A 14,097-nucleotide genomic window follows, 5' to 3' on the forward strand; every position below is an offset into this window, starting at 1 on the left:
ACTCGTCCCTCCTCATATCTCTACTAAAACGATATGAAACAATAAACATGAGTAGACCTTGTTCCACATAAAAAAGTTCACCCCGCATTTATACAACTAAATGCGGGGTGAACTTTTTAAGGGATGAAAGAAAGCATCTTCCGGTTTTTCCGATACCCGAAGTACCAACCGACAAAGATCGAAAGGATACTCAGCCAAAAAGTAAAATAGCCGATTTCATTCATATACATCAATAAATCACGGTAGATCGGCATCATTCCGAAAACATAATCGATTATATCATTATGTATTGTCCAAATTCCGGCAACGATCAAATGCCAAGGCTTGATTCGATAAAAGGGCGCATACAGGATCCCTTGAATCGCCATACCCAAATGGGAAGCCATTAACATATACCCTTCCCATGGCAATGTCCCTGTGGTCACAAGCGTCATTACATTCATGACAACAGCCCAGATGCCATATTTAAATAGGGTGATGATAGCTAAGGCTTCCATCAGTCCAAAATTCCTTTTTAAAAGAAAGCCCCATAATACAAAAACAAAAAACAAGCTTGCCGTCGGGCTATCCGGTACGAAGGCCAAAAATATACCTGGTGTGTTCTCCAATTGACTTCCATACCAATAATACCCAAATGCTGTACCAAGAATATTTATGATGAATAACAATACAAGCATTTGCCGACTGGCAAGCCAACCATACATAACATTCATTCCTTCAACCTCTCCCACCTTCTCGATTATTCTCATTTTACAGGTCTTCGTCCTGAAAACCAAGAAATGATTTCAATTTCTTATCATTTTGACTTGCTTTTACCATTGAAAAAGCTGACAACAATGTTGTCAGCTTTTCGTTTTAGTTATGAGGAAAATGAAGTTCCTTATTTTGCCGATAATCCTGATACGAATTCAGCTAATGTAGCCAATTCTTTATCTGACCCTTTAAACATGCCAGCTGGCATCGCACCCTGTCCCTTGACAGCGATTTTGGAGATTTCTTCAGGGCTTAATCCCGTGTCGATCAGGCTCGGTGCTCCAGCGCCACCCGTCAACTCAGCACCATGGCAGCTGATGCAGCCATTGGAATCCATCAGCTTGTATCCATCGCTATCTTTATCGATGTCTGCACCCTCAACGATGGCCCCTTGCTTCTTGGACGCTTCCCAATCATGATGGGCAGCTGACTCCCAGGTTAAATAAAACACACCGGCAATTGCCAAAAACATGAAGCCGACTGCAAATGGACGTTTCGCTGGACTCCGCTCTGGGCCACGGTCTAAAAAAGGCGCCAATAGCAATGCCCCGAAAGCCAAACCAGGAATGACAAGAGCCCCGATTGCATTGTATGGGCCTGAAGCATAGGTATACTTAAGTAATTGATAAAGGAATAGGAAATACCAGTCAGGCAGCGGGATATACGCCGTGTCTGTCGGATCTGCTATCCTTTCCAATGGAGATGGATGTGCGATTGTCAAACATAGGTAGCCGACAAGGAACACAGCCCCGACCATCCATTCCTTTAAAAGGAAATTAGGCCAAAACGCTTCAGTTTTACCAGGATATTCTGAGTAATCTTTCGGAATATTCGGTTTACGGTTCGCGGAAATACGCGAATCACCTACGAATTTCATACCTTTCCCACGATGCATTGAACAATTCCCCCTCCTTTATGAAAAGGTTTTTTTGGTTCTTGGTTCATATATCTCTTATAGTGGACCTGAAATACCTTGTTTTCGGATCATCAAGAAATGTGCCGCCAGTAAAGCAAACAATGCTGCAGGCAGGAAGAATACATGAATGGCGAAGAATCTTGTCAATGTCTGTGCTCCAACAACGGTTGGGTCTCCTGCAATCAATGCCCTTAGTGCCGGACCCATCAAAGGTACCGAATCGACAATCGTCAGCGTAACTTTCGTCGCAAATAGCGCTTTCATATCCCATGGCAATAAATAACCAGTCAAACCTAATGCCAGCATGATGAAGAAGATCAATACGCCGACCATCCAGTTCAATTCACGCGGTTTTTTGTAAGCTCCCTGGAAGAAGACACGAAGAGTATGTAGAAACATCATCACGATAACTAAACTTGCCCCCCAGTGATGCATTCCCCGGACAATTTGGCCGAAGGCGACTTCATTTTGTAAATAATAAACAGATTCCCAAGCGTTTTTAATGTCCGGGACATAGTACATCGTCAAGAACATGCCAGATAGGATTTGGATGACCGTGATGAAGAATGTTAACCCACCAAAACAATATACGAATGCGGAAAAATGATGTGCAGGGTTAACATGTTCAGGAACCTCATGGTCAGCAATATCCCGCCATAACGGCGTAATATCTAAACGCTCGTCCACCCAGTCATATAACTTTGTTAGCAATGTTTACGCCTCCCCATGCGGTTTTAGTCGACCCAAGTAAAGAATTCCATCTTTTTGTTTCGTTTCATAGACATCCAAAGGTTTAACCGGCGGTGTCCCTTTTACGTTTATGCCATCTTTCGTATACCTGCCGTAATGGCAAGGACAGAAAAATTGATTCGGATGGGATTTATCCGTATTCCATGCCACCGTACACCCTAAATGCTTACAGATTGGAGATAATGCAAGGATTTCTCCATCATCCTTCTTGAAGACCCAAGCTGTATTCGTTTCTTCAGATTCATACCACCCATCGACCTGCTTAAAACTAAAGTCTACCCGAGTCGGTTCGGTAGTCAGTTCGCTCACCTTCTGCTTGGTTGCAACGAAATCCCCGCCTTTATCTGCAGATAAGACAGGATCGATCGCAAACCTTACCATCGGCATCAACATACCGGCCGCCATAAATCCACCAACGCCAGTAAGTGTGTAATTAAGGAATTGACGTCGTGAAACATTATGCTTGCTCATGCGTTTTCCCCCCCTCTATTACTATACTGAGAGCCCAAAGGACCAATAAATAGCGACACTATAAAACTAGGACATTTCCATGATATCTCAATAATTTACCAAGGTCAATATTTGTAAAACCCAAAAGGTGGCAACTATGTGTCAAATTGTGAGAAAAATTCTACTTTTTTTCATTTTCCCAATTATAAGTGAAAATATCAAGGATTTGGATAACTTGTTGGCCGATTGTCGCCCTGGCTTGTTCTTTTTCCAGGTTTTCCATAGGGATGGCAGGGAGCCAAATCAAGTTGTTTTCCAATTTCCCTTCAGCCTTTTTCCATTCATAATCAGATGTTAGAAAAAAAATATGCCTGATATCATTTTCCTTCACTACATCCGCCCAATGCTTCAAACGTTCCACTTTATCTATTTCATTACTTGCATAATGGAAGGTTGGCATCAATAGTACCCTTCCCTTCATCTGTTTTTCAATTTCCAAGCTTAAAATGGATAGAAATTCATTCACCGAGCCCGTTTGCTTCATTTCCCCTCCAAAAGAAAAAGGGATTAAGGGGATCAATGCTGTATCCACATATTCCTTCGACTTGCTATACATGTCAAGTTCTTTTGCTGTCCATCTCATACTGTCTCTTCACTCCCGATTTTTTCGAATCAACTCCTTGTCATTTTACCATGATTTTCATAACATCTTTACCATATACCCATAGTCTTTACAAAAATGTGGATTTTATCTATATTTTGTGAAAAAACCCTTCCGATAAATGGAAGGGTTTTACATAATAATTAGGTGTATTCGTAAGGACAGACACCTATTTCCGGCTGTTCCAGCCAGCTTTTTGACTGTTCACCACAGCTTTTCATCCTTGACCCATCATTCGTCTCGCGATGGTTTATTCACAATCGAAGCACCCATCCCTTTTATCTGTTTTTAATCGGATACATAACAAAAAGGTTTCGGTATGAAAAACATTCCGAAACCTTTTTGGATGCATTCTGACATTTCTCGGGTTACGAATAGTTTTTATGTCAGCCGAGCACTTTCAATTGATTCAATTGTTCAGTCAAGTTCTTGAATGCTTGTTCATCATGCTTATCCAGTGCCTCATCAATCTCCTTCAGCAGGCGGTCCCTTTGGAAATAGAGCATGCTTTTTTCTAAAAATTGTTCTGCCAGCAATTGATCTTTCTCATTGGATACCGTCGTTTTTGGCATGAATGGGTTCTGCTCCAAAACGGCTGCATATTGGTACGAGGAGTAAGCCGATTTGAAATTGAGCTGGATATAAATATCTTCATCGCGATTCAAACGAATATCGTGAAAGGATTTCTCGGCATCGGTCGTCATGATATTGGACTTATAAAACCGGAACGGCACCTCTTCCACACAATGTGTCGACATGATGAGTCCACGGGGGCAATATTGGGCATTTTCCACAAAATGAACTTTTTTCATCAGTTGATCATGACTCATCAAGTAATTCAATATCCACACACATTCTCTTCGTTTAAGTTGATAATGATTTAAAAACCACCGAATAAAATCCTTCTTCTCATTCACAGAAACAGGGGCAGCCACCATGAATTCCCTCCTCTGTCTTGATTTAGTTTTATTTCGCTTGCCTACGCATCATCCAAACCTTCACCCAGCCGCTCCAAAATCATGGCATACTCATCGTTCGCTGGGTTAATCTCAAGCAGTTTATTAAATACTTCTCTAGATGTGGCTCTGTCTCCTTCTTCAATTAAAAAGAAACCGTAGTCTTCAAGGAAATCTTGATTGTTCTTGAATGAATTATATGCATTATGATAGCTGGTTAATGACTCTTTAAATTGTTCGGTGTGTTGGTAAGACACAGCAGCAATCCACTCAAACTGCGGATCGTCCTCTCCATATCTCCTCACTTCACCGATGCACTCCAAGATATCATCATACCTTTCCTGATGCATATACAACTTCAAGAGGGTAAGTGCCGCCTCCAGGTAGCCCGGATCAAGGGCAAGAGCTTCTTTGAATAAGTTTTCCGCTTCTTCATCGAGGCCGCTTTTCAAGGCTATCTTACCGCCGAAGAAATAAAGCTCCTTGTTAAATTCATCAGCCTTGATTCCTTCTTTGACCGTTTTCAAGGCATTTTCCAAATCCTCGAGATGCTCATAACTCTTTGCCAAATATAAATACAAGGAATGATATTCATGATCCAATTCTTTCAGCTCGATGAATTTACGTACGGCCGTCTCATATAGGCCTGCCTGGTAAGCTGTGAATGCATACTCAAATAACGTGTTGATTTCAAGTCCATCCTCCAAGGCTTTTTCGAAATGCGGGAGGGCCTCCTCGAACTTACCGGAGCTGCTTAATGCTTCAGCAAGCCGCTGATGGACATTGACTCCCGATATTTCCTGCTCATGCTCCAATACCCTTATGTAGTTTGCAATGGCTTCCTGATCCCTGCCTTGATGGAAAAACAGTTCACCAAGCGCAAAATCAATGATGATCTCATCAGGCAGTATTTCCTTGGCTTTCAGCAATTTTCTTTCGCTGACCTCATCCATTCCCTGTAATTGGTATAGGTCCGCTTCCAAAAGCAAAGCACTTGGATATACTTCATCATCTGCACTTACTTTTTCAAGCATCAACATCGCTTCATCTTCCTGGTCCATGTCGATCAAGATTTCGGCCAATGATACCATCAATTCGCCTTCATCTGGATACAATTCGAGGAGATGTTCAAACAGGTCTTTCGACTCCTCCACAAAACCAAGCTGAAGCATTTCTTCGGCCAGCAGCAAAATATCCTCCGCCGACTCTGATGATTTTATTCGATTTATATGTTTAAGAGCTTCTGTTAATTCCCCTTTTTTTAAATGCCGGATAACTTGTTCCACTGTATTCATTGCCGATTCCTTCCCTTTGCATGATAAACTGGTCTATGATTAAACACTCTCACGCGGTGATATCATATTTTTTTTCATCTCTTTTAATCGTGAGATGCCTGGTAAACAGTATTTCTTAGTTTACCATACTGCGGCCCTGTATTCCATTGATGAAGTCCCCTCCATTCTCATTAAAAAAAGGTTACTAGTTAATTCTCCATGGTACGGTCAATCTCCTTTTTGATTCCAGGGCCCTTTTCATAAATTTCATGGTGGTTGAGAGGCATGGATGTTAGCGCTTTCAATGTTTTCGAGTCCTAACAACGAAAATAAAAAAAGTTTACGGTCCCGTTATAGGGCCGTAAACTCTAGGTCATTCATTGTATCAAATGTGTCAAATGCTCAAAAAATTCAGGATAAGATACAGCAATCGCATCAGGATCGACAAGATCAACATCTCCATCCGTAATCAATGCTGCCACAGCGAGCATCATCCCGATGCGGTGATCTCCATGGCTTGTAACCGTCCCACCATTCAAGCTCTTGCGTCCATGGATGATCAATCCATCTGCTGTTGGTGTTATATCCGCCCCAAGGATCGAAAGTTCATTTGCCACCGTATCGATCCGATTAGTTTCTTTGACCTTCAGTTCTGCTGCATCCTTGATCGTCGTTACCCCTTCTGCCTGGGTTGCCAGGAGTGCAATGACCGGGATTTCATCAATCAAGCGCGGAATCAGCTCACCGGAGATGGTCGTTCCCTTTAATCGTGAGCTCCTGACAGTGATATCCCCTGCTGGCTCGCCTCCGCTCGTCTTCTTCTCGATCGTGATGTCTGCTCCCATCGCTTTCATGACTTCGAGGATTCCAGTCCTTGTCGGATTAAGGCCGACATTCTTTAAGACCACTTCACTATTTTTTGTGATTGCTGCTGCCACCAAGAAGAAGGCGGCCGAAGAAATATCTCCGGGCACATGTACGGTAGTTCCTTTGAAAACCTGATTACCGCCTACTTTAATGGTATGGCCATCCTTTTCGATCTTCCCGCCAAACGCCTGAATCATGCGTTCGGTGTGATCACGGGTCTCTTCCGGTTCAACGATGATCGTTTCACCTTCGGACTGCAAGCCAGCCAAGATTATCGCCGATTTGACCTGCGCACTAGCTACAGGCAATTCATAGCGGATCCCTTCAAGCTTGCCACCCCTAATGAAAATCGGGGTATACTCCGCCCCTTTTCGGCCATCAATCACAGCTCCCATCTGACGGAGCGGGTTCACTACCCTCGTCATTGGGCGTTTGGCTATTGATTCATCCCCGGTCAAAATGGCCGAGAAATCTTGTCCTGCCAATATACCCGTCATCAATCGGATTGTCGTCCCTGAATTGCCGACATCGAGCACTTCTTTAGGTTCTGTTAATCCTTTGAGGCCTTTACCCTCGATACGGACACGTTTCCCTTCCTGTTCAATTTCGATGCCAAGCTGCATAAAACACGAAATCGTGCTTAAGCAATCGGCTCCCGGAAGAAAATTAGTGACGACCGTTTCACCTTCGGCAAGTGCCCCGAACATGATCGAGCGATGCGAAATGGACTTGTCCCCTGGTATGTCTATCGAACCACGCAATGATTGGATATCCGTTTGTAATTTTTTTGTTTTCATGCTACTTCCTTTCCCCTGTCATCAGGCCAGGATCGTTTCATAATCTGAATGCCTGGAGATACATTCCGCTGCTTTAATGCGGTCAACATCCGTTTGGAAGCTAATGACCAAAACACCGTATATCTCTTCCCTGGTTTCTATGATTCTTATGTTCGTTATGCTGATTCCCTCTTGTGCCAAATATCCAGTAATTTCTGAAATGATACCTGCATAATCCGGTATATCGATATATAAATCATAAAAGGCTGGTATGGCGCCTTTGGCATGGGTCGGCAAATCATCCCTGAAAACCTTGGCATCCGCAAAGAATCGAAGAATTTCATCACTATCTTCATTCTCCACCAGTCCTTTTACATGCTCCATTTCAGCAAGCCAATCATTCATCAATTCAAGCAAAACATTCCGATTATGCAACAAAATATCACGCCACATTTCCGGACTGCTTGAAGCAATCCTTGTGATATCACGAAAACCACCGGCCGCTAGCCTGGAAATCAATTTATTTTCCTTGCTATAATTTTCTGCCTGCTTTACAAGACCTGACGCGACAATATGCGGAAAATGACTGACGACCCCCGTTAGCTTATCATGCATGGCAGGCGTGACGACCAAAAAGTTCGCTCTTGTCCCTCTTAGCCATTCCTTTAGCTGTTCCACTTTTTTCTCCTCGATCGAGTCTCCCGGGGTAAGCAAATAGAACGCATGCTCAAACAAATGCAGCTTGGCCGCTCCTGCGCCGCTTTTATGTGAACCAGCCATAGGGTGCCCCCCGATGAAGGCCACCCCTTTATCTATCAATGGTTTTGCTGCCTTTACGACTGAATCCTTCGTACTTCCCGCATCAGATATGAGGACGTCACTTTTTAAATTCATTTCAGCTAATCGTGCTAAAATCTTTACCGTCTCATCGACAGGCACCGCAATAAGGATCAAATCAGCCTCACATGCCCCCGCTTCCAAAGTGGATACGGATTCATCTATCGTCCCCAACAGCATCGAAAGCTGAATATTCTTTTCACTTATATCCGTACCAATTATCACCGCTTCAGGATGTGCATGGCGGACAGCCTTGGCCAACGATCCTCCAATCAGCCCCAGACCTATTACGAAAACCTTTCCCTTCACTCTTCTCTCCCCCGCATCCTTAAAGCTCCATAGAGTTTGATAACACGTTAAAGCAGCGTATCAGAAGGAGAATCAACTTCGTTCAAGAACGTTTTGATGGCATTGATCATTCCTTCATTTTCCTCCGTAGAACCAATCGTTATCCTTAGGCTGGTAGGAAAACCGAAGCCTTTCCCACTCCTTGCAATATAGCCCCGCTCAAGTAAATATTGAAACACCACATCGGCATCCTGTTCAAAGTGGATAAAAATGAAATTGCCTTGTGACGGGTAATAAGCTAAGTTTTCCTCATCGCAGAATTCATAGTATTGCTTGAGGCCTTTTTGATTTTCATCCTTGCATTTTTCAATGAAAGCCTGATCTTCCAAAGCGACGATAGCGATATTCTGTGCGAAGGTGTTGACATTGAATGGTTCGCGCGATGGGTCCAGCTTCTGAATGATATCTTCATCGGCCAAGCCGTATCCAACTCTGAAGCTGGCAAGACCATATATCTTCGAGAATGTGCGAAGGATGATCAAATTTTTGAAAGTATTGATCCATTGGTTCGTCCTTGGGTAATCCTCAGCGGTTGCATATTCACAATATGCTTCATCCAGTACGATAAGGACATCTTCAGGCACTTTTTCGATGAAGGATAATAAGTCCTTTTCCGGAATGTATTTTCCTGTTGGGTTATTAGGTGTACATAACCAGACGACCGCGGTTTTTTCATCTATTGCCTTCAGCATGCCTTCCAAATCATGTGCACCCTCATGATGGGGAACTTCCCTGACTTCTGCACCTTCAAGCGTAGCATTATGACGGTATTGCGAGAAGGTGCCCGTTGCCATGACCGTATTCTTTCCTGCTCCCAATAGACTTCTGGAAATGATTTGAATGTTTTCATCGGAGCCATTGCCAAAGATAAGCTGAGTTTGCTTCACGCCCGTATGCTTTGCCACTGCTTCTCTGAGCATCGTTGCATAGCCATCCGGATAGATGGCAAAGGAATGGGTTGAATTCCTGACGGATTCCTTGACCTTTTCGGAGCACCCGAACGGATTTTCGTTGGACGCCAGTTTCGTGATTTTTTCGAGACCGTACAATTTCTTCACTTCATCTGTGGACTTTCCCGGTTGGTAAGATTTCAAGGAAAGGACAGCTTCATTCCATTTCATGTCGATCACCTCTATAATTTTTTATCACTTTAAAGCCAGAAAGTGTGAGAATAGTATAACATATTCCTTTAGCGCCGTACGCCTTAAACCTTTTTTACGAGATCTGGCCGTAATGCAATGGCCCCTGCCTGATAGATATGCTTTATTTCTTCTTGCGATTTCGCTGTATTGACATGAATCATGACACGGATGCAGAATGGCAGGGAGTTGTTCACAGGTATCTCCCTCATGCATGTTACCGGCACATAGGTCCAGCCCTCGAATTTCCTCAAGGCTTTGGCAGGGAACACCGAACGGATTTCATCCGTAGCTGAAAAAAATACGGATGCAACCGTGTCAGGGTCAATCTCATTGACCTGGATGATTTCCGCCATCAACTTTTCGGCGGCGGAAATCACTTCCGCTTCTGTGTCTTTTTCAACTGTAGTGGCTCCTCTTATTCCTCTTATCACACACAGTTCCCCCTTTTCCTTTAATTTATTTCATTTCAGTCATTTCTTCTATCAGCTCAGAGTCGGCTATATCTTCTAAGATTGGGAACCCTACCTGATTTAGCAACACAAAGGTAGCTGCATCATTGACTGATTTTTTGTCTGTTTTCATTAAATTAAGTAATGCTGCAAATTCAAGGCGGTCGGGAATGGTTATTTGGTAGCCTAAACGAGACACCCAACCGATGAAATCCTGGAGGTCAAAATCGAGACCCCTTTTTTTCTTGCTCAGTTTAAGAGCATACACCATGCCGATTAAAATCGATTCTCCATGTGTAAAGTTTCCATAGCCCATGGACCCCTCCACGGCATGTCCAAGTGTATGTCCAAAATTCAAAAACGCCCGAACGCCCAATTCTTTTTCATCTTCTTCGACAATTGCCGCTTTAATGGCGATTCCCTTTGTAATCATTGTCAGGAATTGCTCATCAGTAATATCATTCAAATCTACAATATTCGTCTTTAACCAACGATAAAAGTCATTATCAGCAATAAGGGAATGCTTGATCACTTCAGCAAAGCCCGACCTCAATTCCTGCAGCGGCAGAGTTTGTAAAAAGTCCAGATCATAAATAACCGCTTCAGGCTGATGAAAGGCCCCAATCATATTTTTGCCTAGGGGATGATTGATGGCGACCTTGCCACCCACGGCACTATCGTGGGCGAGCAAAGTCGTCGGGATCTGGATGAATGGGATGCCCCTCATGAATGTGGCTGCCACGAATCCAGCCAAATCACCGACTGCACCGCCGCCTAGGGCAATGATCAATGATTTGCGATTGAGCTTCCGGGATAGACAATAGCCTTGGCATTCATAAAACACTTCGAATGTTTTCGCATGCTCCCCTTTAGGCACGATATGCTGCAGGACCGGTTTTCCGGTCTTGATCAATGCATGTTTCACGGTTTGCAAATGCAGCTCCGCTACCTTCTCATCGGTTATGATCAAAATCTTGTTTACGTAATTGAATTCATCCATTATCAATTCCGGCAATTCCTGTATGGCCTTCTTACCGATCAAGACAGGATACTGTTTGGAGGCGGTTTTTATTTGGATGGATTCCATCTACTAAAACCCCTTTACGTCTTCCCGATACGACCTTATGTATTCCGCTAACTGCTCATAACGGTCGGAAGGGAATTGATCGACGATGGCAGCTGCAAGCTCCCATGCCACTACCGCCTCGGCAACTACTGCCGCTGCAGGAACTGCACAACTATCGGAACGCTCGACACTTGCTTCGAACACTTCTTTCGTATCAATATCAACACTTTTCAATGGTTTATATAAAGTCGGGATCGGCTTCATTACACCACGAACAACAATTGGCATTCCGGTGGTCATTCCGCCTTCAAAGCCTCCAAGGCGGTTGGTTTTCCGGTAGTAACCGCGCTCTTCATCCCAGGCGATTTCATCATGGACATCACTGCCGAAGCGATGTGCCGCTTCAAATCCAAGTCCTATCTCTACCCCTTTAAATGCATTGATGCTCATGATTGCCCCAGCAAGTTTTGCATCAAGCTTACGGTCATAATGTACATAACTTCCTACACCAACAGGCATTCCTTCAACAATGACCTCCACGATGCCGCCGATGGAATCTCCTTTTTGTTTCGCTTCATCAATGGCATCCTTCATCTGCTGCTCGACGTTTTTATCGAAACATCTAACTGAAGATTCCTCTGTCACTTGCTGCAGTTGCTGAATTGTTTCGTATGCTGGCGGTTCTGCCTTCACTCCGCCTATTTCCAAAACATGCGAGGCCACTTCAATCCCCAATAATGACAAGAGTTTTTTAGCTACGGCACCTGCCGCTACCCTTACAGTCGTTTCACGGGCCGATGACCGTTCCAAAACGTTTCTCAAATCGCGGTGTCCATATTTGATCCCGCCGTTCAAATCGGCATGTCCCGGGCGAGGACGTGTGATTTTACGTTTGATTTCTTCAGCCTCTTCCTCTGAAAGACCTTCACTTCCCATGATCTTTGTCCAATGCTTCCAGTCGTCATTCTCGACCACTAAAGCCACCGGTGAACCTAATGTATAACCATGTCTGATCCCCGCGGATATAAAAGCCTGATCCTTTTCGATCTGCATCCTGCGGCCACGGCCATGCCCTTTTTGCCGGCGTCCCAGTTCTTCATTGATATCTTCATTCGTAATCGGCATTCCAGCCGGTAATCCCTCAATAATTGTAGTTAGCTGCGGACCATGTGATTCTCCCGCTGTTAAGTATCTCATCTTCCAGCCCCCTTTTAGCACTTTAAAGTGTATATGTATCAATATACCACAATTTTATTCAATGTGGGTATACGTAAACCTAAAAACCTTTTTGCACGTTGAATTTATTCATTATTCATTTTATTTTACATCTTCTCCGACATTTTCGATATAGTTTAATCCATCTCGTAATGGCCTGCGGCATCATTGATCTTTTTCCAGGCAGGAAAAAGAGACTGGATGCCTATGCACCAACAGTCCCTTATGGATAAGCATTCACTTTTTTTGATAAAAAAATGTGTCGATCGTTTCAAATTGATAGTTTGCAGGCGTGAATATTTGCTCTGTACTTCCGACAAAAAACACCCCGCCGCCAACCAGCGATGCACTGAACTTTTCATACAATAAATGTTTTGCTTCTTCGGTAAAGTATATTAACACATTGCGGCAAACGACCATATCAAATCCCTGCTCAAAGTGATCCGCAAGAAGGTTGTGCTGCTTGAATGTGACCCTCTTCTTGATTTCATCCGAAACGCGGTAAAATCCCTCTTCTTTTTGAAAGTACTTCCTTTTCATTTCTTCAGGCACTTCATTCAAGGACCTTTCTGGGTACACTCCCAAATTCGCGCGCGCCAAAACATTTACATCTAAATCCGTTGCCAATATCTCTATTTGGCTAAGTGGAACGAGATTCGATAATATCATTGCAATCGTATACGGTTCTTCCCCCGTTGAACAGGCTGCACTCCAAATTTTCAGCTTTTTTTTGCTTCCCAATATTCCAGGCAGGATTTTTTGCTCGAGCACTTCCCATCTTTTCGCATTTCTATAAAATTCAGAAACATTGATGGTCATCCTATCCAAAAACTCATTCAAAACGCCGGGATTGGCTTGGATGTCTTTAAAGTATGCACCAAATGAATGATACCCTCTTTTTTCGTATAAGGAGGTCAGTCGCCTTTTCATTTGCCCTTCCTTATATAATGCCAAATCGATGCCTGTCAGCATCTTGATATTCCGAATAAACGCTTCATATTCTTGAGGCATTCCAACGACTCCCCTGCACATATTAATTTTAAAAATAGTTCTTCTATATATATCGGAGAATGGCATTTTTTCTTTAAATGCTCAAAATAAAAAAGCGGAATCCGTCGCATGAGGGCGATGAAATCCGCTTAATCATTCATTTCAATCTATTAATTAATAAACCCACTCATTAACAAGTTTTGAATACTCAACAAGTTCTTCTTCTTTGAAGAATAAACCGATTTCACGTACAGCGCTTTCAGCTGAATCTGATCCGTGAATGATATTCTTGCCGACTGTTACAGCGAAATCACCGCGAATAGTTGCTGCAGCTGCATCTTTAGGGTTAGTAGAACCCATCATTTGACGTGCAGTCGCGATTACATTTTCACCTTCCCAAACCATTGCGAAGACAGGGCCTGATGTGATGAAGTCCACCAATTCGCCAAAGAAAGGACGTTCTTTATGCTCGCCATAATGCTGCTCAGCCAATTCCTGAGAAATGACCATCAATTTTGCCCCTGCAAGCAGGAAGCCTTTTTTTTCAAAACGGGAAACGATTTCACCGATTAGATTGCGTTGTACGCCGTCAGGCTTAACCATTAAAAATGTTCTTTCCATTATTGTCACTCCTAATATGTATCATT

Annotated in this window: 15 protein-coding genes; all 15 read right to left on the reverse strand. The window is 43.4% G+C overall.

Annotated elements, in window-relative coordinates; genetic code table 11:
* Positions 1-116 precede the first annotated feature (116 nt).
* Positions 117-713 carry a lipoprotein heptaprenylglyceryl N-acetyltransferase LhaT gene (lhaT, locus tag QNI08_RS04415; protein WP_285766216.1) on the reverse strand — a complete coding sequence of 199 codons (597 nt, stop codon included), beginning with the start codon at positions 711-713 and terminating at the stop codon, positions 117-119.
* A 167-nt stretch (positions 714-880) separates the two neighbouring features.
* Positions 881-1,648: a menaquinol-cytochrome c reductase cytochrome b/c subunit gene (locus QNI08_RS04420; protein WP_285766217.1), complete on the reverse strand. Its 768-nt coding sequence runs from the start codon at positions 1,646-1,648 to the stop codon at positions 881-883.
* A 57-nt stretch (positions 1,649-1,705) separates the two neighbouring features.
* Positions 1,706-2,380 (reverse strand): menaquinol-cytochrome c reductase cytochrome b subunit, encoded by a 675-nt coding sequence (qcrB, locus tag QNI08_RS04425; RefSeq protein ID WP_061144275.1) that lies wholly within the window; start codon positions 2,378-2,380, stop codon positions 1,706-1,708.
* 3 nt (positions 2,381-2,383) lie between these two features.
* On the reverse strand, positions 2,384-2,890 hold the full coding sequence (locus QNI08_RS04430; RefSeq protein WP_285766218.1) for a QcrA and Rieske domain-containing protein: 507 nt from the start codon (positions 2,888-2,890) through the stop codon (positions 2,384-2,386).
* A 160-nt stretch (positions 2,891-3,050) separates the two neighbouring features.
* The gene (locus QNI08_RS04435) at positions 3,051-3,512 is read right to left on the reverse strand and encodes a YpiF family protein (protein WP_285766219.1); all 462 of its coding nucleotides are present in this window, start codon (positions 3,510-3,512) and stop codon (positions 3,051-3,053) included.
* Positions 3,513-3,916: 404 nt separating this feature from the next.
* On the reverse strand, positions 3,917-4,468 hold the full coding sequence (locus tag QNI08_RS04440; protein ID WP_285766220.1) for a ReoY family proteolytic degradation factor: 552 nt from the start codon (positions 4,466-4,468) through the stop codon (positions 3,917-3,919).
* 41 nt (positions 4,469-4,509) lie between these two features.
* The gene (locus tag QNI08_RS04445; protein ID WP_285766221.1) at positions 4,510-5,781 is read right to left on the reverse strand and encodes a tetratricopeptide repeat protein; all 1,272 of its coding nucleotides are present in this window, start codon (positions 5,779-5,781) and stop codon (positions 4,510-4,512) included.
* A 356-nt stretch (positions 5,782-6,137) separates the two neighbouring features.
* Complete coding sequence (gene aroA, locus QNI08_RS04450; protein WP_285766222.1) at positions 6,138-7,424, reverse strand: 3-phosphoshikimate 1-carboxyvinyltransferase; 1,287 nt, start codon at positions 7,422-7,424, stop codon at positions 6,138-6,140.
* Positions 7,425-7,445: 21 nt separating this feature from the next.
* Positions 7,446-8,549, reverse strand: coding sequence for a prephenate dehydrogenase (locus QNI08_RS04455; RefSeq protein WP_285766223.1), 1,104 nt, complete (start codon positions 8,547-8,549; stop codon positions 7,446-7,448).
* Positions 8,550-8,596: 47 nt separating this feature from the next.
* Positions 8,597-9,709, reverse strand: a complete 1,113-nt coding sequence (hisC, locus tag QNI08_RS04460) for a histidinol-phosphate transaminase (RefSeq protein ID WP_285766224.1) — start codon at positions 9,707-9,709, stop codon at positions 8,597-8,599.
* A gap of 83 nt (positions 9,710-9,792) precedes the next feature.
* Positions 9,793-10,161: a chorismate mutase gene (gene aroH, locus QNI08_RS04465; protein WP_285766225.1), complete on the reverse strand. Its 369-nt coding sequence runs from the start codon at positions 10,159-10,161 to the stop codon at positions 9,793-9,795.
* Between the two features lie 25 nt (positions 10,162-10,186).
* Positions 10,187-11,266: a 3-dehydroquinate synthase gene (gene aroB / locus QNI08_RS04470; RefSeq protein WP_285766226.1), complete on the reverse strand. Its 1,080-nt coding sequence runs from the start codon at positions 11,264-11,266 to the stop codon at positions 10,187-10,189.
* Positions 11,267-11,269: 3 nt separating this feature from the next.
* Positions 11,270-12,442 carry a chorismate synthase gene (gene aroC / locus QNI08_RS04475; protein ID WP_285766227.1) on the reverse strand — a complete coding sequence of 391 codons (1,173 nt, stop codon included), beginning with the start codon at positions 12,440-12,442 and terminating at the stop codon, positions 11,270-11,272.
* Positions 12,443-12,697: 255 nt separating this feature from the next.
* The gene (locus tag QNI08_RS04480; protein ID WP_285766228.1) at positions 12,698-13,471 is read right to left on the reverse strand and encodes a CheR family methyltransferase; all 774 of its coding nucleotides are present in this window, start codon (positions 13,469-13,471) and stop codon (positions 12,698-12,700) included.
* Between the two features lie 153 nt (positions 13,472-13,624).
* Positions 13,625-14,071 carry a nucleoside-diphosphate kinase gene (gene ndk / locus QNI08_RS04485; RefSeq protein WP_285766229.1) on the reverse strand — a complete coding sequence of 149 codons (447 nt, stop codon included), beginning with the start codon at positions 14,069-14,071 and terminating at the stop codon, positions 13,625-13,627.
* Positions 14,072-14,097 lie beyond the last annotated feature (26 nt).

Origin of the sequence: Peribacillus folii (assembly GCF_030271255.1) — a bacterium.
Lineage (GTDB): Bacteria > Bacillota > Bacilli > Bacillales > DSM-1321 > Peribacillus.